The sequence below is a fragment of the Longimicrobiales bacterium genome, assembly GCA_028823235.1.
Lineage (GTDB): Bacteria > Gemmatimonadota > Gemmatimonadetes > Longimicrobiales > Gaopeijiaceae > UBA2589.
On record JAPKBW010000008.1, the window covers coordinates 1 to 19,779 of the forward strand.

At 60.7% G+C, this 19,779-nt stretch carries 19 protein-coding genes; 6 read left to right on the forward strand and 13 right to left on the reverse strand.

All coding sequences use genetic code 11. The features are described from left to right. Together OSA81_06185 and OSA81_06190 are read right to left on the reverse strand one after the other, a co-directional pair. The coding region (locus tag OSA81_06185; GenBank protein ID MDE0898585.1) for a serine hydrolase at positions 1–472 on the reverse strand (472 nt) is incomplete at its 3' end. Between the two features lie 125 nt (positions 473–597). Beyond that, entirely contained in the window at positions 598–843 is a 246-nt protein-coding gene (locus OSA81_06190) for a hypothetical protein (GenBank protein MDE0898586.1), read from the reverse strand. An 85-nt stretch (positions 844–928) separates the two neighbouring features. Between OSA81_06190 and OSA81_06195 the strand changes: the two genes are divergently transcribed. Together OSA81_06195 and OSA81_06200 are read left to right on the forward strand one after the other, a co-directional pair. Then, complete coding sequence (locus OSA81_06195; protein MDE0898587.1) at positions 929–1,711, forward strand: cytochrome b/b6 domain-containing protein; 783 nt, start codon at positions 929–931, stop codon at positions 1,709–1,711. Continuing rightward, complete coding sequence (locus OSA81_06200; GenBank protein ID MDE0898588.1) at positions 1,708–2,460, forward strand: molybdopterin-dependent oxidoreductase; 753 nt, start codon at positions 1,708–1,710, stop codon at positions 2,458–2,460. The genes OSA81_06195 and OSA81_06200 overlap by 4 nt, the downstream gene beginning before the upstream one ends. Positions 2,461–2,598: 138 nt before the next feature. Here OSA81_06200 and OSA81_06205 read toward each other — a convergent pair whose 3' ends face one another. The 5 genes from OSA81_06205 to OSA81_06225 form a co-directional block, all read right to left on the reverse strand. After that, positions 2,599–4,071 (reverse strand): amidase, encoded by a 1,473-nt coding sequence (locus OSA81_06205; protein MDE0898589.1) that lies wholly within the window; start codon positions 4,069–4,071, stop codon positions 2,599–2,601. Continuing rightward, positions 4,071–4,433, reverse strand: coding sequence for a hypothetical protein (locus OSA81_06210; protein ID MDE0898590.1), 363 nt, complete (start codon positions 4,431–4,433; stop codon positions 4,071–4,073). Before OSA81_06210 ends, OSA81_06205 begins: the two co-directional genes overlap by 1 nt. Positions 4,434–4,664: 231 nt before the next feature. Further along, complete coding sequence (locus OSA81_06215) at positions 4,665–5,519, reverse strand: M48 family metallopeptidase (protein ID MDE0898591.1); 855 nt, start codon at positions 5,517–5,519, stop codon at positions 4,665–4,667. 217 nt (positions 5,520–5,736) lie between these two features. Then, positions 5,737–6,744 carry a hypothetical protein gene (locus OSA81_06220; GenBank protein ID MDE0898592.1) on the reverse strand — a complete coding sequence of 336 codons (1,008 nt, stop codon included), beginning with the start codon at positions 6,742–6,744 and terminating at the stop codon, positions 5,737–5,739. Positions 6,745–6,853: 109 nt separating this feature from the next. Further along, a complete protein-coding gene (locus tag OSA81_06225; protein ID MDE0898593.1) occupies positions 6,854–7,219 on the reverse strand; it encodes a hypothetical protein in 366 nt (121 codons plus the stop codon). 442 nt (positions 7,220–7,661) lie between these two features. On the opposite strand from OSA81_06225, the gene OSA81_06230 reads away from it, so the two are divergent. Continuing rightward, the gene (locus tag OSA81_06230) at positions 7,662–8,378 is read left to right on the forward strand and encodes a toxin-antitoxin system YwqK family antitoxin (protein MDE0898594.1); all 717 of its coding nucleotides are present in this window, start codon (positions 7,662–7,664) and stop codon (positions 8,376–8,378) included. A 273-nt stretch (positions 8,379–8,651) separates the two neighbouring features. Here OSA81_06230 and OSA81_06235 read toward each other — a convergent pair whose 3' ends face one another. From OSA81_06235 to OSA81_06245, 3 genes are all read right to left on the reverse strand, one after another. Continuing rightward, on the reverse strand, positions 8,652–9,497 hold the full coding sequence (locus OSA81_06235; GenBank protein ID MDE0898595.1) for an N-acyl homoserine lactonase family protein: 846 nt from the start codon (positions 9,495–9,497) through the stop codon (positions 8,652–8,654). 89 nt (positions 9,498–9,586) lie between these two features. Continuing rightward, positions 9,587–11,368: a tetratricopeptide repeat protein gene (locus OSA81_06240; GenBank protein ID MDE0898596.1), complete on the reverse strand. Its 1,782-nt coding sequence runs from the start codon at positions 11,366–11,368 to the stop codon at positions 9,587–9,589. A gap of 209 nt (positions 11,369–11,577) precedes the next feature. Continuing rightward, the gene (locus tag OSA81_06245; protein ID MDE0898597.1) at positions 11,578–12,438 is read right to left on the reverse strand and encodes a hypothetical protein; all 861 of its coding nucleotides are present in this window, start codon (positions 12,436–12,438) and stop codon (positions 11,578–11,580) included. Positions 12,439–12,659: 221 nt separating this feature from the next. Here OSA81_06245 and OSA81_06250 point away from each other — a divergent pair, with 221 nt between their 5' ends. The 3 genes from OSA81_06250 to OSA81_06260 all read left to right on the forward strand — a co-directional run bounded on the left by OSA81_06250 (position 12,660) and on the right by OSA81_06260 (position 16,711). Beyond that, positions 12,660–13,652: a tetratricopeptide repeat protein gene (locus OSA81_06250; GenBank protein ID MDE0898598.1), complete on the forward strand. Its 993-nt coding sequence runs from the start codon at positions 12,660–12,662 to the stop codon at positions 13,650–13,652. A 67-nt stretch (positions 13,653–13,719) separates the two neighbouring features. Continuing rightward, on the forward strand, positions 13,720–15,627 hold the full coding sequence (locus OSA81_06255) for an Ig-like domain-containing protein (GenBank protein ID MDE0898599.1): 1,908 nt from the start codon (positions 13,720–13,722) through the stop codon (positions 15,625–15,627). A 49-nt stretch (positions 15,628–15,676) separates the two neighbouring features. After that, positions 15,677–16,711 carry a pyridoxal-phosphate dependent enzyme gene (locus OSA81_06260; protein ID MDE0898600.1) on the forward strand — a complete coding sequence of 345 codons (1,035 nt, stop codon included), beginning with the start codon at positions 15,677–15,679 and terminating at the stop codon, positions 16,709–16,711. Positions 16,712–16,730: 19 nt separating this feature from the next. Here OSA81_06260 and OSA81_06265 read toward each other — a convergent pair whose 3' ends face one another. From OSA81_06265 to ggt, 3 genes are read right to left on the reverse strand one after another with little or no spacing between them, the layout of a single operon-like run. After that, complete coding sequence (locus OSA81_06265; protein ID MDE0898601.1) at positions 16,731–17,513, reverse strand: NAD-dependent protein deacylase; 783 nt, start codon at positions 17,511–17,513, stop codon at positions 16,731–16,733. Next, on the reverse strand, positions 17,492–17,857 hold the full coding sequence (locus OSA81_06270; GenBank protein MDE0898602.1) for a DUF423 domain-containing protein: 366 nt from the start codon (positions 17,855–17,857) through the stop codon (positions 17,492–17,494). Before OSA81_06270 ends, OSA81_06265 begins: the two co-directional genes overlap by 22 nt. Positions 17,858–17,868: 11 nt before the next feature. Further along, the gene (gene ggt, locus OSA81_06275; protein MDE0898603.1) at positions 17,869–19,626 is read right to left on the reverse strand and encodes a gamma-glutamyltransferase; all 1,758 of its coding nucleotides are present in this window, start codon (positions 19,624–19,626) and stop codon (positions 17,869–17,871) included. Positions 19,627–19,779 lie beyond the last annotated feature (153 nt).

The following is a 19,779-nucleotide window of genomic DNA, read 5'->3' on the forward strand; positions in this document are numbered from 1 at the left end:
ATTCTGGTCCACTCCAATACGGATAGTCCGACTCCCGAGGCAGGCCTGCCGAGTGGGTAAGCAGTCCTTCTAAAGTGACAGGTGTCGACTCGTCATACCCCTGCTCAAGGTCGTAAAACGACAAGTGTTTTTGGACGGGGTCTCGCAGGTCAAGGCGTCCTTCGTCCCTGAGCTGCATGACCGCTATGCTCGTGAAGAGCTTGGAGATCGAACAGATCGAATAGAGCGTGCTCGAACTCGCGGGCCTGCCCGCGTCGATATCAGCCATGCCGACCGCACCACTCCAAACAAGCTCCTGGTCGTGCACAATCGCAGCAGCGACGGATGGCAATCGTTCGTAGTCTTTCTGCGCGTCTAGCCAGATGCGTGCAACCTCCAGAGCCTCGGCAACGTGTGTGTCGTCCGCCACCGATTGGGCAACCACTGGCAGAGGGGCGAGAAGAGCGAGAGCAAATAACAGGGCTTTCTTCATTCGGATGATCCTTCGCCAAGTCTGGTAAGGCTGAGTCGAAACATGCGCCTGCCCTCAGAGGATCCGCAACTTGGTCGAGGGTCCCGTCACCGTGCGTGCAAAACAGTGTTGGTGGGTGCTAGTGACTAGGCTCTGACGTCGTGGTCCATGATGGCCGCCGCGTCGTTGATCCCCTGGATGTACTTGTCTACGTGGATGTTCTCGCACGGGGCGTGGAGATTCGCCCCAGGGTTAGCGAGGCCTGAACCGATAGAGGGGATCCAGGCATGGCCTAGGATTGCTCCCTCCGCGGACACCCCATTTACGAATGAGAGTTCGCCGTCGACTTCAGAGGCAGTCGCAATGATCGCCTGGCGGATGTCCCCCTTCACTTTAGGGCACCTGTTTTGAAACCCTAATCCTCACCTAGTCCATCCGTGGCACCCAGCCACACGAACTGCCTGAAACGAGTCGCGAATGACGTGCCCGACTCGCTTGCCAGACCTGTCGACCGTTATATACGAGCCAAGGATCGAGGACCGGCCCCGGATGGAGACGGCGAACAGCGTGTATCGGCACAACCGCAACGTGCGAATCTGCCATTGGATCAATGTGATCGCCTTCTGCTATCTCGTGGTAAGCGGCGTACACGTCTTTCTCGATTTCCCGGAGTTGTACTGGGGGAAAGTGGGATTTCGAGGCCATCCAGCCGTGTTCAGGCTCTCGGACTGGGGGATTTCCTGGGATCAAGCCGGGGCGATGGGCGACCGCAAGTGGGGGAGAAACTACCATTTCCTCTTTGCCTGGATCTCCGTCATCAATGGCCTGGTCTACGTCTCCTGGAACGTGTGGAACAAACACTTTCGGCGGAATCTACTTCCCAGCCGTGACGAGCTGACCCGTCAAAGCCTCAAGACTGACCTGGTGGACCACCTCCGGCTTCGTTCGCCCGTGGCCAAGGCGGCAGGCCGCTACAGCGTCCTGCAGAAGATCTCCTACTTCATTGTGATCTTCATTGTGTCCCCGTTCATGATCCTGAGCGGACTTGCCCAAATGCCTGCCTTCACGGCGATTTCTCCGGAACTGATCGATCTATTCGGTGGGCGTCAAACGGCGCGCACGCTTCACGTAATCGGTATGCTGTGGATGATCCTTTTTGTGCTCGTACACGTGTTCGAGGTGTTCGTGGCCGGGGTGGTGAATGAGGTGCGTTCTATGATTACCGGAAAGTACGCAGTCCAAGGGGAGGACACGGAATGAAAAAGCTCGTCTCCCGTCGAACATTTCTGGCCGGATCAGGTGCGGCTGCCAGCATGGCACTCCTGGGCCGCGACCCCACGACCTATTTGCCGCCCGATGTGAGGGGCGGACTGATGGGTGCAGCCGACGTGCTGACCATGGCGACCCAGAGGCTGCTGTTGTCCGGCCAGCCTCTGGCCCAGGAGCACGACGTCAGCGAGATCACCAGAGACTTCCCGACCTGGGGGAACACCAACCCGCGACAAGAAGACTATCAAGACCTGCTCAGCGGCCAATTTGTCGATTGGCGCCTTACCGTCGGCGGGCTTGTCAATCGGCCGATGTCTTTTTCGCTCGAGGAACTCAAGCGTCTTCCTCAGCGGACACAGATTACGATGCACATCTGTGAGCAGGGATGGTCCGCGATTGGCCAGTGGACGGGCACACCTCTTCTGGAAGTGCTCCGCGCGGCGGGAGACGTCACCGATGAGGCGCGCTACGTCGTGGTGGAAACGTACGACGGCTGGTACGAGGGGTACGACATGTTCGACGTCGTCCATCCCCAGACGATACTCGCGTATGGTCTGAACGGGACGGACCTGCCTGTGGGCAACGGCGCGCCGGTTCGACTCCGAGTGGAGCGGGCCTGTGGTTACAAGAACCTCAAGTTTCTAAAGTCCATCAATGTCGTCTCGTCCATGGCCGGCATTCGCGCTGGCACCGGCGGCATCAATTCGGACAACGATTGGCACTGGTACGCGGGTGCCTGATGGCGATTCGGACACTCCGGTGGTTCGGGGACGATGGGCTCCTATCGCAAGGAGTTAGTCCCGTCTGACGGATGAGTGAGCGGTGGGGCCAGGACGCCGTGCTCCCATCCCTCGTCCGCTTCCGGGTTCGACGTGGACCTACGTCCGCCAGGGGTACTCCGGTCTCCTGAGGTGCCAGTCCGTCTCGTTCTGGAAGGACATGCCGAAGTCGAGCGTAGCCTGATCGTCGAAGGGTGAGGCGACGATCTGTAGGCACAGCGGCATCCCGTCTGGATCGAAGCCACACGGGATGTTCAGGCCGGGGTGCCCCACCAGATTGGCGATGTAGTTGAGCCGCGGTGTGCCGACGTCGAAGTCGCTCGGGGGCTCCCATTCGTGACGGGCAGGAATCGGCCAGCCGTCGCTCACTTCCCGCAGGCCGGCTCCATTCGGCCAGGTCGGGGCGATGACCGCATCGTACCGTGAGAGGATCTCGTCGGATTCACGGGTGAGCTGGCTTCGAATCCGCTGTGCGGTCAGGTAGTCCGACGCGGACATCATCCGTCCGGCCATCCACCCGGCAGCCCGTTCCTCGTTGAACGAGAACATTCCGGCGGCGCTGCCGTCGGCGAAGAGTGGCTCGAAGATGGTTCCGCTCTCGACCGTCACGATCGTGGAGAATAGGGGGCCGGTCGGGTACAGGGGCAGATCGATGTCCTCCACGGTCACCCCCATCGACGCCCACACGTCGAGTGCTTCCTGGAAGACCTGACGGTTGTGGTCGGATTGCGTCAGCAGGAACTCGCGCCGGTGAACACCGAGCCGCCGGCCCCTCATTGATCCGGGATCGGCCCGGAACGCGAAGGGACGATCGCTCGACGAATTGTCGCGCGCATCAAAGCCGTTGATCTGCTCGAGGACGTATCCACAATCCTCCGCCGACCGACCCACCGGCCCGATCTTGTCCAGACTCCAGGAAAGCGGCATGCATCCGAATCGACTCACGCGGCTGAAGGTGGGCCGGAGTCCGGAGGCCCCGACCGAGGAGGCCGGGAAGACGATGGACCCGCCGGTCTCCGTCCCGATCCCGAAACCGATCAGTCCCGCGACCGCAGCCGCGACGGTACCGCTCGACGACCCGAAGCTGGTGCGATCCAGCTTCCATGGATTCAGTGCCGAGCTGGTGTTGCCCCCGGCGAACTCGCCGAGTGACATCTTCGCCATCAGGACCGCCCCGGACGCGGCCAACCGGTCGATGACCGCCGCGTTCCGCGTCGGAACACGGTCGTGGAAGATCCTCGATCCCCACGTCGTGCGGATGCCGTCGGTGTCGAGTAGATCCTTCACGCCGTAGGGAATCCCGTGGAGGATGCTGCGTCGCCGGCCTGCACGGAGTTCGTCGTCGGCACGCTCGGCGGCTTCGAGCGCGTGCTCACGCGCGATCGTCACCATGGTCGAGAGCATCCCGTCGTGATCGGAGCGGGGTTCGCTCGGAAGCTCGAAGGGAGGGGGGTCGAGCTCGTCGGCGCGGTCCAGAAAGTGTCGCGTCAACTCGACGGAGGTGATCTCACCCGAGGAGAGAAGGTCCGCCTGCTCCCGAATCGTCATGAAGTGAATCGGTGTCGACTGCATCAGCCTCTCCGGAAGATCGTCAGCGGCTGCTCGTCCTCACTCAGCGGGAACGCTCTGAGCTCGTTCGCTATGCGCGCACTGTTCGCGATGGCCCTGCGAAGACGGTCGAACTCTTCGGCGTTGTCGTAGATCCCGCGAGGGCCCTGAGCGTCGAGCAGCGTTCTGACCGTCTCCGCCGAGACCTCTCCCGTTTCGGAGAACTGAGTACACGCCAGTTGCCACGCGACGGCCATCGCGGCCGCACCTGCGCCGGCGACCTTCGTGAACTGTCTGCGATCGATCGTCATGTCGCCCCCTGCACCCGCGACTGCTGTCGCGATACCGGGGCTACCTTTCCGCTCCTCACTGTTCCTCTTGCTCACGCGGTCCCTTCGTGGCGGGGTGGTGGCTCATCTCGCAGGCGGACAACATGATAGTGAGGTCGTCTGTTCGCACGTGCGCCTTTGTATCGAGACGCCGTGATGCTCTAGCAGCCCCTCCTCGATTCCACTGCCACTGACTCAGAACACTATAAACTGTGTTCTACTCAGGGGCTTTTTGTTTTTCAAATCCTCTAGAAGTCCCTGCTCAGATCCGATCACCCAGGAGGGGGTTCAGGTCTCGCAGTTCCTCTTCTCCGATCTCAGCAGCCTTCGCGAGCACGTGGCCAGTTCTTTATCGCCTGCTCTGTATAATTCGAGTGCGGTGGGCATCCACCGTTGGAGATCGGCGATGCGCGTGTCGTGGCTCGGGTGGGTGCTGAGGATCTCGGGTGGTGCGCCGTCGCCATTGCTATCCACCATGCGTTCCCAAAAACCGATCGCCGCACGGGGGTCGTAGCCCGCTGCCGCCGCGAAGTATAGACCCACCTCGTCAGCCTCCGACTCGTGCAGTCGGCTGAACGGCAGCGCGATGCCGATCGAACTGAGTCCTGACAGTGCCTGCAACGTGGCGTCACGTTCCGATGCTGACATATCGCCTAGGGCCATCGACGCAAGCCCAAGCGTACCCTCCAGGAGGAGGCTCTGCGTTATCCGCTCGAGGCCGTGCTGCAACACTGCGTGGGCGATCTCGTGCCCCATGATGACTGCGAAACCGTTCTCGTCCCTGGTGATCGGCAGCAGACCCGTGTAGACGGCCGTCTTGCCTCCCGGCAACGCCCATGCGTTCGCTGTCTCGGGCTCGTCGATCAGGATGAACTCCCAATCGAAGGCCGACGTGGGCTCGGGGATCATCTGCTCGGCCGCGACGGCGATCCGCTGACCGATGAGTTGCACCATCTCAAAGGCGAGCCCGCTCGAAATCAGTTCGGACATCGACTTCGCCTCAGCGTAGGCATCGACGCCGAGCTGTAGTTCGATCTCTAACGGGATCAGCGGCTTTAGGCGGCTGCGTCCCGTGATGGGAGTGGTCGCACACGAGGCGAGCGACAGTGCCAGCATCAGGACGACTAGGGCGCGAATCCGCATGGCGAGCCTCCGATCAGTTGAACTGAGGAACTGTAATAGTGACCACGAATCCACTGCGGCAAGTGTACTCCACATATCGCACCAATCGCTGCGCGTCTAACACCCCTGCGACGCCGGGTAGGCGCTCACCTCTTGTTAGCCCAAGCTGACGGGCCCGCGAGTTTCATCTTTCTCTTTGCAACAACTCCGCTGAGGACGCTTCGTCGAGGTGCACTGTTCAGCGACTGAGTGTACGATCCAAGAAGCCGAGTACCCTCGGCCAAGCATCGACGCGGGCCTGCGCGTCGGCCTCTGGTGTGCCACCACTTCGAGGATCGACGATCGGCTCCGGCTGTCCACCTGCGATGTTGTGCCCAGCTTCCACGTAGTTGAGCACATCGGTCGTCAGTCCTGCAGCCGCGCGCGTTTTTTGGATATTCCGCGCCATTTGCGCTGAGTTCCAGAGGGCATCGCGTTCCCCAGCGACCAACATCAGTGAACCGCGGAAATTCTCGATGGGAATCCGAGCGCCTTCCTCAAGTTCCGGGTGGTCATGACGCCCGTTCTCGTGGATGGCCCGGAGATCGGCCGAGGGACCAGTTTTTAGTCCTTCTACGAAGCCTCGGTAGGGCATGAACACTAGGGGCTCACCCTCGAACGAGAAGGAAGAACGTGTGCCTTCTGCCTCGAGCATCTCCAGACCCCATCCCTCCCAGACCAGATCGGAAGGGGCATACGCGACAACAGATGAGATCCATGGATAGCGGCTCGCCGCGAGGAGTGCGAACTCCGAGCCCTTGGATCCCGCGAATAGCCCAAAACGCTCAACGTCTAGGCCTGGCAGAACACTCAGCGCGTCTCTCAAGTCGCTGAGCTGATCGACTCGGATGTCTATGAAACTGCCCGGTACGTCGGGAAACTCCGGCGGCGGTTGGAGATCGCCCCAGTCTGGCGAGTAGTATGTGAGGCTCACAGCCCCATATCCGAGTCGGGCGAGAATAGGACCAAACCTGCGTCCCGCTCCATTCCCGCCCTCGGCGCCTCCAAGAATGACGACGACCGGCCGCGGTCGCTCGCCTGAAACCAGATACAGGACGCTGTTCGGGAAGCCCTCGACTGGTCTTTCTGTGACGAGCGCCCCTTCGGAGGTTGCGCCTGGCCGTGACTGGGCCGAAGCGGATGACGCGGGCAGTATGCCTACCCCGATCGCCATGACGATCAAGCATATCGCCTGCGTCCGAGTCACTAGTTTGGTCTCCCCATTGTTGGGGCAGTTTCGGTTAATGGTGTGTTACCGAAAATTTAGTGGGGGGGGGGCACCTGCTGTCTATCTGTGCCACAACCCCAATAACGGCCTAGTCGTTGAGGGAATAATAGCTCACCGAAACCTGTTTGGTGATTAAATCAACTTCCCACCGTACAAAGTTCATGTCGCCGTTGCTGACACAGTCAGTGAAAAAGAGTTCCGCTCTTGTTCCATTGCGGCGAAATGTTCCTCTTAGCGGTGATGAGATAAGAGTTCCATCGTTGCCCAATACTCGAGCCTCTCCCTCCATCGTTCCTCTTGTTCTTCCCTCGTCTACCGCTTCCCAATATTGGGTCGAGTAAACGGTGCCGTAGCCCTCAACCGGACCTTCAAAATTATAGGTAGTGCCCGACTGGTCTATCGTAATGTTAGTAATTGCGACTGAGCCCGTGCCATCTGGTTGTGATAGATCCATTTCTCTTCCCGTGGTCCTATGATTTGTAAGAAGTGATACGTCCCCGCGGCGAACTCTGTTCGAGGTTGGCAGGTCCGGGTGATCAAGGTACTGCCCCCCAGTGTCCGGTGCCCGTCCGTCGCCAAGCATCGCTCGGCTCGATTTTGTTTAAGGGTGGCGCGTTAGGGAGAACACCGAGGCGCCCGACATCTTGAAATCACACACTTTGTGGACGCTCACGGGAGCTAGGTCACCGGGTGTCTTCTTAACCACTCGGATGTCCTGGAATGGCGATATCCATTCACTTCCGAGACCTGTTTAGCCATGCGCTGTAAATGTATGCGCGCCAGTCTATTGTGTAACTCGCCCTCTCCTCCGTGGCACCCAGCCGGATCTAACTGTCCAGCAGCGTTCTGCGCGTCCTTGGTTGCGGGTAAGAGTGGGGCAGGGGCAGAATGAAGGCATGAAGAAAACCCTGTTGTTCGTGCTCGGCCTGATAGCGTCTGGGTGTGCTGACCCCATTCCAAGGAATCTGGATGACCTGCCTATGCAGGGACCACAGTACCTGGACTCGGAGACGCTAGAGCCGTACAGCGGTTCAGCCCACCGGATGTCTGTGTACGACTCAACGGTGATCGCGCTGAGGGTCAATCTCAGAGATGGAAGATTCCACGGTGACTTTGAGGACTTCGAGCCTGAAAATGCCGCACGCGGTCTGGGGCTATACCAAAAAGGCACCTACCGGGACGGCCAACGAGAAGGTCCTTATGAGTACCTCTATCCAAGTGGCGTCATCAGGGGCCGTGGCACATACGAGAACGGTCTAGAAGAGGGGCCTTACGAGTCATGGTTCGAGAGTGGTGAGCCAAGAAGTAGGATCACCCACCTGGCTGGTGCGGTAGACGGACCGGCTGAGGGCTACTACGAGAACGGTCAGTTGGAGGAGAAGACCACCTACGCGGCTGGTGAGGTAGACGGACTACTAGAGACCTACCACGAGAACGGTCAGTTGCGGGGGAAGTCCACCTACGTGGCTGGTAAGCCAGACGGACTGTATGAGTCCTACTACGAGAACGGTCAGGTGCAGGCGAAGGGCCCCCTTAACATGGGTGCGCAGTGTGGTGAGTGGATTGAGTACGCTGAGACGGTCACCTACGACCCCTGTCCTCCCGGCAACTAGCCCCTCCGTGGCACCCAGCCACACCTAGCTGCCTGAAACGAGTCGCGAATGACGTGTCCGACTCGCTTACCAGACCTAACGAATGACGCAGTCCGAAATACCTTGTCGCCGTGACTTAATTGGTTCGACGTGGGATGGACGGAGTACGCTCGACTGCTACCTCACTTCGATGCTCTCGTGGAGATGGTGAGTACAGAAATCGAGTGACAGCTTAGAGGCCTTCGATACTTCTCGATTTTATAAGTCGTCACGAGGGTACATGTTTACACCGTCTCAACGGTGGACAGTGGAACGTGACTGTCTCTCTAGGAACGCTGCCATGTCGTGCTCGATCCACAGCTGGGCACCTTGGTCGACCACCAGTTGTTCGATGCGCTCCATGGTCGCAACAGTGAGCGCCGAATCTACGTTTATGCTTGGGACCCGTCTGTCTGACCGACTCTCGCGGAAGTGGTAGAGGTCGCCAGCCAGAACAACAGGCCCCTCTTCATCCAGATCCACGAAGAGCACTTGATGCCCGGGCGTATGGCCTGGTGCAGGAATAATTCTCACCCTGCCATCTCCAAACACGTCGTGCTCTCCGTCGAGCAGTTCCCGCGGCACATTTCGGAGACTCTCGTATACAGCCGGATCATAGAATGGCACGGTTACGCTGTCCGCGAAGGCCGCGTCAAACTCAGCTTGCTGGATAAGGAGCGTTGCGCCTTGTACCTCACTTGCCACTCCGACATGGTCGAAATGCATGTGAGAGAAAGCCACGTAGTCAAAAGCGTCGATAGCGTGGCCAATGGCGGGGAGTTGGTCAGCGAGCGTCTGATTCAATCGTAGCAACACCGGCGGTGATTCCACCCAGTCCCCGGCTTCGGCAAGGCCTACTGGCAAGCCCCCCTCCCACAGTAAACTGCCTGCGGGATGTTCCACTACGTAACAGGGAACGATCATGTCACGGACATCGGTCTCGTCGTCACCGATGCCGAACATCGCAACGCTTTCGAAGCGAATGACACCACAGTCGAACTCATGCAGCGTGAGCGGTGACTCTGCTGGCGCGCAAGCCGTCGCAAGAACCGACGACACTGCGGTAAAAAAAAGAGTCGACCTTCGCAGTTTTGTTCTCATTGTTTCCCCATTGCTCAATTTCGAAGTTTCGCCGATGCGGACGCAGGCGAGGAGGCTCCCTGAGCAAGCATTGCGCTACGTGTGCTCGCTCACCAAGTAATCCCAGCTTCTTCGAGCAACGCTTGGTATCGGGAGTCGTCGCTGAGAAGGTCTCCGAAGGGCAATGAATGGGTGCTGCCCGCCCATCCGTATGCCCCCGACCGGATAAGGACTTCGAACAGCTCGATAGCTCGGTCGGGCTGGCCGCTCTCGGCGTACATAATGATCTGCCCCCTCGGATTCTCGTCGTGGTCCGGAAACGTATTCGGGTTCCCGGTCTCACGATAGCGAACCATCGCTTGATACGCCGCCGTCTGAATGGCGACGTCCAAGTTGGCAAGCCGCGCATAGTTGAGCCATGCCTCCAGGCCCTCCTCGTATCGACCCTCGATCAACAGTGCATGCCCTAGGTCGTACCAGGGGGTTGCCCACTCCGGTGCGAGGTCTACGGTCTTCTGGAGCTGTTCGATCGCTTCTTCCATTTGGGTCGCAAACAAGAATACCTCGCCCAAGACGAGAGAGATCACCCGAGAGACCGGATCGAGTTCAAGCGCACGCTGTGCGGAGCCCACCGCCTCGCCGGCCCTTCCGGTGGAGGACAGCACCCATGCCCGCCACATGTGGCCGATAGCATAACCTGGATTCAACTCGATCGCCCTTTCAAGCTCCCGAATCGCGTTCTCCCAGTCGCCGACCATCCAAAGGCCAAACCCAAGTGAGGCGTGAGCCATGCCGAGGTCGGGACGGAGAGAGGTGGCTCTTTGCGCTGCGGCGAGTCCCAGCTCTGAGTTCGTCCCATAGTCCGGCATCGTCCGGAATACGTAATTGTCTAGAATCAGGTAGGAGTCCGCGAGTCCGGAGTATGCCTCGGCGTAGTTTGAGTCCAGATCTACAGCGCGCTGAAACTCGCTGATCGCGGTTCGGATACTCTTTTCGGTGCGTTGGTTCCAGAAGTAACGCCCTCGTAAATAAGCCTCGTAGGCCTCGGTGCTCGCGGTCCCCTCACCCACGAGTCGCGCCTGCTCGGCTCCCGAGAGACTTACCTGAAGTTGATCGGCGATGGCCGAGGCAATCTCGCGCTGGATGGCGAAGATGTCGGTGAGCTCCCTCTCGAACGTGTCCGACCATAGATGGGCGTCGGTCTGTGCATCGATGAGCTGTGCGGTGATCAGCACCGTGTTTCCTTGGCGACGAACGCTTCCCTCTAGAATGTGCGCAACGTCGAGGGTGTCGGCGATTTGCCGGATCGTGAGCCCCCCGTCCTTGAATGCGAATGAGGATGTGCGCCCCGGAACGCGAAGGTCTGGTAACTGCGCGAGCGCGTTGAGCAGCTCCTCGGTAATCCCGTCCGAGAAGTATTCGTTGTTGGAGTCGCCGCTCATGTTCACAAAGGGGAGGACCGCGACCGACCGTTCGATTGTCGGTTCGTCATCCGTTGTGCCGCTGATGCCGCCGCCGAACAAAACCCATCCGATCCCGACGAACCCTAGCAACACAAAGGCACCGACGAATCCTAGAGCGTTCCGCCGGGTGAAAAGGCCAGAGACGCTACCCTTGGCAGCGTCCGTGGGATCAGGAAGCAGGTCCAAGTCCCCATCGACTCGGTCCTGTCCGCCATCCTGGATGAACGCCGCGGCGAGAACGACGGGCAACCCGACGATGAGGAGTGCGAGCGCGAGGGAAGGAAACCAGTCCGGCAGGTTGAGCGCGTCTCCCAGCGTACCGACACCGCTGAGTACGGCCCAAGACGCAACCGCATAGATCCCCAGTACTTGCCAGAGACTTTTGCGATGGATTTCACGTACGAGGCGCTTGAATGGACCGTTGACCATGGCGGAAAAGATGGTTCCTTACCGTTCGTGGTGGCAAGCAGATACCGTCCGCCCGGCCTAGAAGACGGCAACTAGCCCCTCCGTGGCACCCAGCCACACCTAGCTATCCAGCAACGAACGAGTCGGGTTGCCCACCTCAGCCTTCCACCTGAGCGAACAGATGGAAACCAGGCCCAGGCGGAGGCCGCTGTCGAGGCACAGACACCGAACTAGGGCCGGCGACGGGCCTCAACGGTCTCCCACGCAACGGACTGCAGGTACCGAGCTGTCTCGTGAGGCAGCCGCACCAGGGGCACGATGTCGTCGGATACGAATGCGCCCGGGGTTTGCATCTGGCGACCGTGCAACTCGCGGGGAGCCCCGACGGCCGATCGTCCAGTCAGTGTCGAGTACATCACGGAAGTCACGAGGTACGTTCCCGCCGGCGACGGGTGTGAACCGTCGGGGTGGAACAGCTGAATATCAGGCCGCTCCTCGCGCACTCGAGCCCACGCGATGCCGGCGGCCGCAACGTCCGCGCCGTGTGCGTCCCCCGCAGATTCGTACGCGTCGGCAATTGGGTCGGCCTGTCCCGGGAACACTTCCTTAGCCCATGTCATGTAAAAGACCGGCCTTGCTCCAAGGCCTAGGATCAGATCGACAACCTCGGCGGCGGCCTCGAAAAACGGCTCGGTGTCACCGATGGTACCGAACTCCTCGTTCTCATAGGGCGCTCCGATTCTACTCTGTTCCTGAAGGACGACGACGTCCCAGGGCGCTCCATCTTGCGTGGGCTGCGCGAGGGCATCGGGAAGGTGTCCATCTTCCAGGTGTCGACGCAGTGTGAAGCCTCCGTGCAGATGATGTGCGGTTCGGAGAAGAGGCCCCTCGGTAAGGGATTCCGACATCGCCTCCAGCTGGCCCGGGAGGTTGTTGTAGTAGATGTAGCTGTTCCCGACGAAGAAGACGTCCACCGTCTCGCGTGCCTGCGCCTCAGCCGATTGAGGGAGGGTGCAAAGGAAAGCTGCGACGAAGGCCACATATCGAGAGAGCGAAACCGTCGAGAACTGGACTCGGGCAGGACACGTCATGCGTTGCAATCAGGTGGCAGGAGGGAACGGTCGCGACAGGCGGCCTTCTTCGAGTCAATGTAGGGCTCAGGCCACGGAAAACGAGTCGAACTACTTCGTCGGCGTCGGGGGCGCCACGTTGCCGACCGATGCCGAGCGGGCTCTATTCCACTCCGTGGCGCTCGCACCGGTGCTCGCGTGCGCAGACCCTTCCGTTACTTCACTTCCCGGTGGACAACCGCATGTCCCATCCTGACCAGACTCGGTCCGGTAGCTCTCGTTTGTGGCTGCTTCTACTCGCGCTGGCTGCCTGTGGGGGTGAGGTCGCAGACGGTGCGGCGTCGCCGGGAGAAAGCACAGTCCTTCCCGACGGGGCGGAAGCGTTTTCGTTCCTGGGCGAACCGCTCTATCCGCCTGAGCAGTCTGAGGCTGTTCGGGCGATCTACCTCGAACGGTATGCAGAAGCTGAAGATGCTCTGGTTGCCGCCCCCGCGGACGTCGACGCGCTCATCTGGATGGGACGCCGGACGGCATATCTCGGTCAGTACCGGGCCGCGATCGACATCTTTTCCCATGCCATCGACCTTCATCCCGACGACGCGCGGATCTACCGACACCGAGGTCACCGGTACCTCACAGTCCGTGAACCGGATCTCGCGATCGCTGATTTCGCGCGGGCTGCGGAACTGACCGAAGGCGAGCCGGATCAGGTCGAACCCGACGGGTTGCCCAACGTGATGAACACCCCGACGAGCACCCTCCAGTTCAATATCTGGTACCACCTCGCTCTCGGGCACTACGTCCAGGGCCACCTTGAACAGGCGCTTGCGGCGCAAAAGGCCTGCCTTGAGGTCTCTGAGCATCCCGACTCCGTGGTGGCCACTTCGTACTGGCTCTACATGACGCTGGTGCAACTCGGTCGCGACGAGGAGGCAGCCGAAGTACTCGCTGGTATTAACGAAGACATGGAGATCATCGAGTCCATCGCGTATCTCGACCTTCTCCTGCTGTTCAAGGGCGAACGCACCTTGGAAGATCTCGTCGGCCCTTCGGGAGATGCCGCCACGCTTCAGAGTACGACGACCTCATACGGCTTGGGTGTCTGGCACCTGGTGAACGGTCGAGCCGCGGAAGCACATGCAATGTGGGAGAAAATGATGACATCGCCGAACCAGTGGTCCGCGTTTGGTTTTGTCGCGGCCGAGGGCGAGCTAAGTCGATCCGCCGTTCGGTGAAGTGACCAACTCGTAACATCGTACACACCACGTATTTCTACCCTTCAGACATCAGACGTCACTGCTTATGGGCAACGGAATCGCGACGCTCTTCATGATTGCGGCCTTCCAGGCCGTCCCGGCTCAGGTCGAGATTACACCCGAACGAGCTGAAATCGAGGTGGCCTCAACCACTCAACTTGAAGCCCGCGCCCTCGATGGGGCCGGACGTGTCATTGACGGGGTCGATATCCGATGGATCGCCTCAACGCCGGAGCTGGCCACCGTCGATCAGGACGGTACGGTCACGGCGTTGAACGCCGGGATGGCCAAAATTACTGCTGTCATCGGGGGGCAGCCCACGTCGGTGTCGGTTGTGATCCGGGCTCTTCCTGCCGCAGAGCTGCGGGTTTCGCTGGGCAGCTCCGAGCCCTACTCGGGGCAAGTGGTTCCAGCACGCGTTCAGGCCTTCAACCGGCTGGGTGAGTCCGTAGATGACCCGGAATTGACCTACACGAGTAGTGATCCCTCGGTCGCCGACGTAGACGGTGCCGGACTCATTTTCGCGCGTGCCGTGGGCAACGCGACGATTCAGATCTCCGGCGCGGGGGTCAGCACCGAGGCGTCTGTGACCGTGCGCCCAGATCCTGGGGTCAGCTACACCCTCGCTCCGATCGATAGTCGGATCCGGACCGGCGATGTGGTTCGCTTCACCGCGACTGCCCAGACCGGGAATGGTACAGACGTCCAGGCGTTTCCTGAATGGTCGCTCAATGGGGTTGGCGCACAGCTCGAGGATGACGCGGGGCAGGGCGTGTTCGTCGCAGAGGAGCCGGGCACCTACCGAGTGACCGCGCGAATGGGTGAGAAGGATGTCGTGAGTGGAGTCGTCCGCGTCGAGGCTCGAGGGGCCGATGCCGAATTGATCCAGGTGGGCCGTGGAGGCATCGGCGAGCATCACTCCGGTGACGTCTGGGTGTTCGAGGGTATAGACGGACGTGACTACGCGTACATCGGGACATTCATGTGGGATTGGATGAAGATCTTCGACGTCACGGATGCGTCGAATCCGATTCTGACCGATTCGATTCAGCTCGACGCACGTCGCATCAATGACGTGAAGATTCACCCCAACAACCGTCTGGGCATCGTGACGCGCGAAGGTGCGTCGAGTCGACGGAACGGCATGGTGTTTCTCGATCTTTCGATCCCGGCGCATCCCACGATTCTTTCGGAGTACACGGAAACGGTGACCGGTGGTGTGCACAACGTATGGATTTCCGGAGAGCATGAGCTCGTTTACGCAGTCCATAACGGGACTCGAGCCGTTCATGTGATCGACATCTCGAACCCCGAGGCGCCGCACGAAGTAGGGCGTTGGGGCATCGACAATCAGCAGCGTTCGCTACATGACATCATGGTTCAGGACGGATATGCCTACCTGTCGTACTGGGACGACGGGGCCGTGGTCCTGGATGTCGGGGCTGGGACGCACGGTGGGACGCCGACCACTCCGACCTTCGTAAGTCAGTTTAAGTATCCGATCGGAAACACCCACGTAGTATGGCGTTACGGAAAATACATGTTCGTGGGAGATGAAATTTTTCCCGCCGGGTGGGACGCCGATCAGGCAATCCATGCGCGGGGTTACATCCACGTGCTCGACATGACCGACATCGAGAATCCGGTCGAAGTCGCAAAGTACGAGGTGCCTGAGGCCGGAGCCCATAATATCTGGATCGAAGACGACAAGATGTACGTCGGTTACTACCAGGCCGGGCTGCGCGTGGTGGATATTTCGGGCGAACTCCGCGGGGACCTGTACAAACAGGGCCGTGAAATCGCGACGATCATGACGACCGATTCCGAGACCATGACGCCGAACTGGTCGATGGCCTGGGGAGCACAGGTGTTCAAGGGCCGGATCTACTCATCCGATCTGAATTCAGGGCTCTGGATTACTGAATTGAAAGAACGCGCACGGGTCGTCTTCTAGTCGCTGAGACTCTGCGCATGTACCGGCCCGTCTCGACGTTCCCCACGACATGGTGACTCTCGACTTCGACCACGCCCGCAGGGCAGTGGCCAGGCACGGCCGTGTGACACCGTTGTTGCCCGCGCCCGGACTCACTGAACAGTTGGGGCGTGAGGTCTACCTGAAGGCCGAGTGCCTTCAGAATACGGGGTCATTCAAGGTCCGTGGGGCCTCGGCGCGCCTCGAAGCACTCTCCGAGAACGAGAGACTGGAGGGCGTAGTCGCGTGCTCCAGCGGGAATCACGGTCGGGCCGTGGCATTCGTCGCCGATCGGATGGGGATTCCTGCCACGATCTTCGTGCCCGAGTGGGTCGACCCGGTGAAGCTCGCGGGTATTCAGGCAGCCGGAGCCGAGGCCCGGACCATAGGGAGCACCTTCGATGAGTCCGAGTCCGCTGCTGTGGCGGAAGCGGCGGAGACGGGCCGCACGTATGTCTCGGCGTACGATGATCCCTGGGTGATCGCTGGCCAGGGGACAATCGCGTTCGAAGTCGAAAGTGCGCTTGGCGAAAGGCCTTCTGCGATCATCGCGGCGCTTTCTGGCGGCGGGCTTCTTGCTGGAATCGCTGGCGCCTTCAGTGAGGAACGAGCGGCGGTGGATGGAAACTCGAAAGGCCACAGCAGGAACGAGGCAGGACGGCAGTCACCGGTTCGCACCGTCGGTTGTTCTGCCGCCAATGCCGCTGTCATGTTGGCTAGTGTGCAGCAGGGTCAGCCGGTAGAGCTGCCGGAGCAGGACACGTTGGCGAACGCACTGGCAGGGGGCATCGGGTTGCAGAATCGATTCTCTTTCGACCTCGTTCGTGACTTGGTCGATGACTATCCCGTGGTCGACGAAGCTGCGATCGCTGATGCCATGCGGTACACAGTAGAACGACTGCATTTGGTCGTCGAAGGCGGTGGTGCTGTTGGGCTCGCGGCTGTCCTCAGCGGAGCCTGGTTACCTCCGAGCGACCTCGGTCCCGGCCCCATCGTGATCGTCCTGAGCGGAGGGAATGTCGCAACTGACACACTTCTCGAGATCCTTCGCAGGGGTGATCGCTAGGACCAGAAGGGTGGTCCAGCTAGATGTCGAGGAGGAGCGTTGGCAGGATATCCCCGGCCAGCCCCATTAGACTCACATTCGCTCGGCTAGAGAGCTGGGTCTGTTCGAGGTTGAGCTCGATTATGGCTCCGCCCTTGCTGGCCGTGACGTCCGGCAAGGACGCCGCAGGATGGACGAGCGCGCTCGTTCCAACCACGAGGCACACATCAGCTTCCCGCGCGGCCTCGAAAGAGGCGCCGATCACAGCGGGGTCAAGCATCTCGCCGAACCAGACCACGTCCGGTCTCATCAGCGAGTCACATGTGTCGCAATGCGGCAGGGTGTCGGGTGAGGTCGCGTCGACCGGTGGTGGTTCATGGTCCAGTCCCCCGCACCCACTGCATTTGTCTCGGTGGATCGCTCCGTGCACCTCCAGCGGATAGGCACGGGTCGGGTTGCCGGGGCCGGCCGCGATCCTTGCACCCTTATGGTGCAGCCCGTCCACGTTTTGCGTGACCAGCGTGGTACGCCCGGGATGTCGGAGCGCCAGTCGGGCGAGAGCGATATGAGCTGCGTTTGGCGTGCAGTCCCTGATGAGCTCGCGGCGCCACTCGTACCACTCCCACACGAGTCTCGCGTCTTTCGCAAAGGCCTCGGGCGTGGCGAGACCCTGCGGACTCAGTGACTTCCAAAATCCATCCGGGCCGCGAAAGGTCGGCACGCCTGACTCTGCCGAGATACCCGCGCCCGTCATGACGAGAATGCGAGGGGCGTCGAGGAGAAGCCCCCTCGCCCGCTCGATCAATTTCGTATCGCCGTCCATGCCAGGAGTACCCATCCGATAATGAGGGCGACCCCGCCGATCGGGGTGATAGCTCCGAGCCACCGCATTCCTGACAATACGAGCACATAGAGACTCCCCGAGAAAATGATGATCCCGACGACGAAGGCCCAGCCAGCCCAGGCGACGGTTGGTGCTTCCCATTGAGTCGAGGCCCACGCGACGACGAACAGTGCAAGTGCGTGCGCCAACTGGTACCTCACCCCGATTTCGAACGTCGCTAGGTCAGCGGGTGAAAGCGCAGTCCGGAGGGCATGCGCCCCGAACGCCCCGAAGAGCACAGCCAGGCCGGCGAAGACCGACCCGAGTACGAAGAAGAGCCTCATGGAGTCAGTCCTCAGTAGGCGAGAGCGTACGCTTCGCGTCTCGGGTCCGCTGCTGCTGTGAGGACTCCGGTCGTCGGGTCGAAGACGATCATCTGAGCGCCACCGAACGTGGACGTCCATCCCTGGATCAGTCGCAGCGAGTGCCCTCGAGCCATGAGACCCTTCGCCGCCTCCTCGGTCACGCGATCCTCCAACGAAACCTGGAGGCCAGACATCGAGCGGAACCGGGGAGCCTCTATGGCCTGCTGAGGCGTCATGTCAAAGATCAGCATGTTGTTCACGATCTGAATCAGGGACTGCGGCTGGCTGTCTCCGCCTGGAGTTCCCAGAGTGAACGCGAAGCCTCCGTCCGTGTCGAGTGCCATCATCGGGGAGAGTGTGTGATAGGGCCGTTTCCCTGGAGCCACCTGGTTAGGATGGCCGTCGGCCAAAGTGTACAGGGCGCCGCGATTGTGGAGCAGAATACCCGTCTCTGGTTCGAGGAGACCTGATCCGAAACCCGCAAAGTTGCTCTGGATCCAACTCACTGCGTTGCCCCACTGGTCGACGGCCGTCAGGTACACGGTATCCCCGGCATCGTCCATGTCCTCTTCCAAGCCGGCGTGATCGTCGCCAAACCCTGGCCCCACTTCCTCCGCCGCGTGGTCCGCGTCCACTAGGGTGGCGCGATCTTGCAAATACTCAGTGTCCAGCAGGCGGGCGATCGGGACGTCCGCCTTCTCGGGGTCCGCAATCCATCGGTCCCGGTCAGCAAAGGCCAGCTTCTTCAACTCAATCAAAGTGTGGAGATAGGCGTCGCTGTTGTGGCCCATAGACGGCAGTTCGTGCTCTTTTGCCATCTGCATATAGGCGAGCTGCGCCGGACCTTGAGTGTTGGGCGGCATGACGATCATCGTGTGGTCGAGATAGTCCCCACGAAGTGGTTCGACCCAGGTCGAAGTGTGAGCCTCAAAGTCTGCGGCCCGCAGGTGACCACCCTCGGACTCCACGAAGGCAGCCAGCTTCCGTCCAATATCCCCGGTGTAGTAACCGGCCTTTCCCCGCCTGGCGATCGTCTCGAGCGAGGCCGCGAGTTCCGGATTCTTGAGGAGCGATCCGACCGGCGGCGCTGAGCCGTTCGGGAGGTACAGCGCACGCCCGAATTCATTCAGGCTTCCACCCTGATCTTCGAAGTCCATGGCAAGACGAGTCGAAACAGCAAATCCGTCGCGCGCAAAGTGGATGGCGGGTTGCAACAACGCGGGAAAGGGCTTTGTCCCGAAGCGCTCATGAGCATCGACCCACCCCGCGACGGCACCCGGCACGCTCACTGATAGGCCACCCTCCTGTGGGACCGCATCGACACCGGCCGCCGCGAAGAAGTCCGGTGTGGCGAGCGCTCCAGACCGGCCACTCGCGTTCAAAGCCGTGACCTGTCCAGTCGCGCCATCATAAAAGATGCCAAACGCATCGCCACCGACGCCGTTCATGTGTGGTCTGGTGACCGCCAACACGCTGGCCATCGCGACGATCGCGTCGGTGGCCGTGCCCCCGTCCTTGAGGACTGCGAGCCCAGCCTGGGCAGCGAGAGGGTGCCCTGCGGAAACCGCACCGGTGGTGCCGCGCACATCCGGTCGGTTCTGAGGCGCGTATACCGTGGTCGTGACTTCAGCGACCGCGTCTCCGACGGAGTCAGCCGTACCACAAGCCGATAGAGCGGCCATCGACAGTGCGGCAACCGTACGTCTGATGCGGGTGGCGGTCGGTGCTGGGATCTTGAAAATCTGCATGGTTTCGCGCGTTCGACTGCGGGGGAAGCTCTAGGATGACGCCGACCGTGGCCGTCGTGGCTTCGGTACGTTGCGACGCGGTGATGGCCGGCGCCAGTAGAGGTGCGGAAGACCTCTCGATTCGGTTATTCTTGGGCTTCGATTAGCGCCCCT

Excerpts from the sequence above, each read along its gene's own strand:
- OSA81_06205 (MDE0898589.1), bottom strand. The coding sequence starts at position 4,071 with ATGCAGTCGACACCGATTCACTTCATGACGATTCGGGAGCAGGCGGAC.
- OSA81_06270 (MDE0898602.1), bottom strand. The coding sequence starts at position 17,857 with ATGAGGCTCTTCTTCGTACTCGGGTCGGTCTTCGCCGGCCTGGCTGTG.
- OSA81_06235 (MDE0898595.1), bottom strand. The coding sequence starts at position 9,497 with ATGAGAACAAAACTGCGAAGGTCGACTCTTTTTTTTACCGCAGTGTCG.
- OSA81_06200 (MDE0898588.1), top strand. The coding sequence starts at position 1,708 with ATGAAAAAGCTCGTCTCCCGTCGAACATTTCTGGCCGGATCAGGTGCG.
- OSA81_06240 (MDE0898596.1), bottom strand. The coding sequence starts at position 11,368 with ATGGTCAACGGTCCATTCAAGCGCCTCGTACGTGAAATCCATCGCAAA.
- OSA81_06225 (MDE0898593.1), bottom strand. The coding sequence starts at position 7,219 with ATGGATCTATCACAACCAGATGGCACGGGCTCAGTCGCAATTACTAAC.
- OSA81_06245 (MDE0898597.1), bottom strand. The coding sequence starts at position 12,438 with ATGACGTGTCCTGCCCGAGTCCAGTTCTCGACGGTTTCGCTCTCTCGA.
- OSA81_06215 (MDE0898591.1), bottom strand. The coding sequence starts at position 5,519 with ATGCGGATTCGCGCCCTAGTCGTCCTGATGCTGGCACTGTCGCTCGCC.
- OSA81_06195 (MDE0898587.1), top strand. The coding sequence starts at position 929 with ATGACGTGCCCGACTCGCTTGCCAGACCTGTCGACCGTTATATACGAG.
- ggt (MDE0898603.1), bottom strand. The coding sequence starts at position 19,626 with ATGCAGATTTTCAAGATCCCAGCACCGACCGCCACCCGCATCAGACGT.
- OSA81_06230 (MDE0898594.1), top strand. The coding sequence starts at position 7,662 with ATGAAGAAAACCCTGTTGTTCGTGCTCGGCCTGATAGCGTCTGGGTGT.
- OSA81_06265 (MDE0898601.1), bottom strand. The coding sequence starts at position 17,513 with ATGGACGGCGATACGAAATTGATCGAGCGGGCGAGGGGGCTTCTCCTC.
- OSA81_06250 (MDE0898598.1), top strand. The coding sequence starts at position 12,660 with ATGTCCCATCCTGACCAGACTCGGTCCGGTAGCTCTCGTTTGTGGCTG.
- OSA81_06260 (MDE0898600.1), top strand. The coding sequence starts at position 15,677 with ATGGTGACTCTCGACTTCGACCACGCCCGCAGGGCAGTGGCCAGGCAC.
- OSA81_06255 (MDE0898599.1), top strand. The coding sequence starts at position 13,720 with ATGGGCAACGGAATCGCGACGCTCTTCATGATTGCGGCCTTCCAGGCC.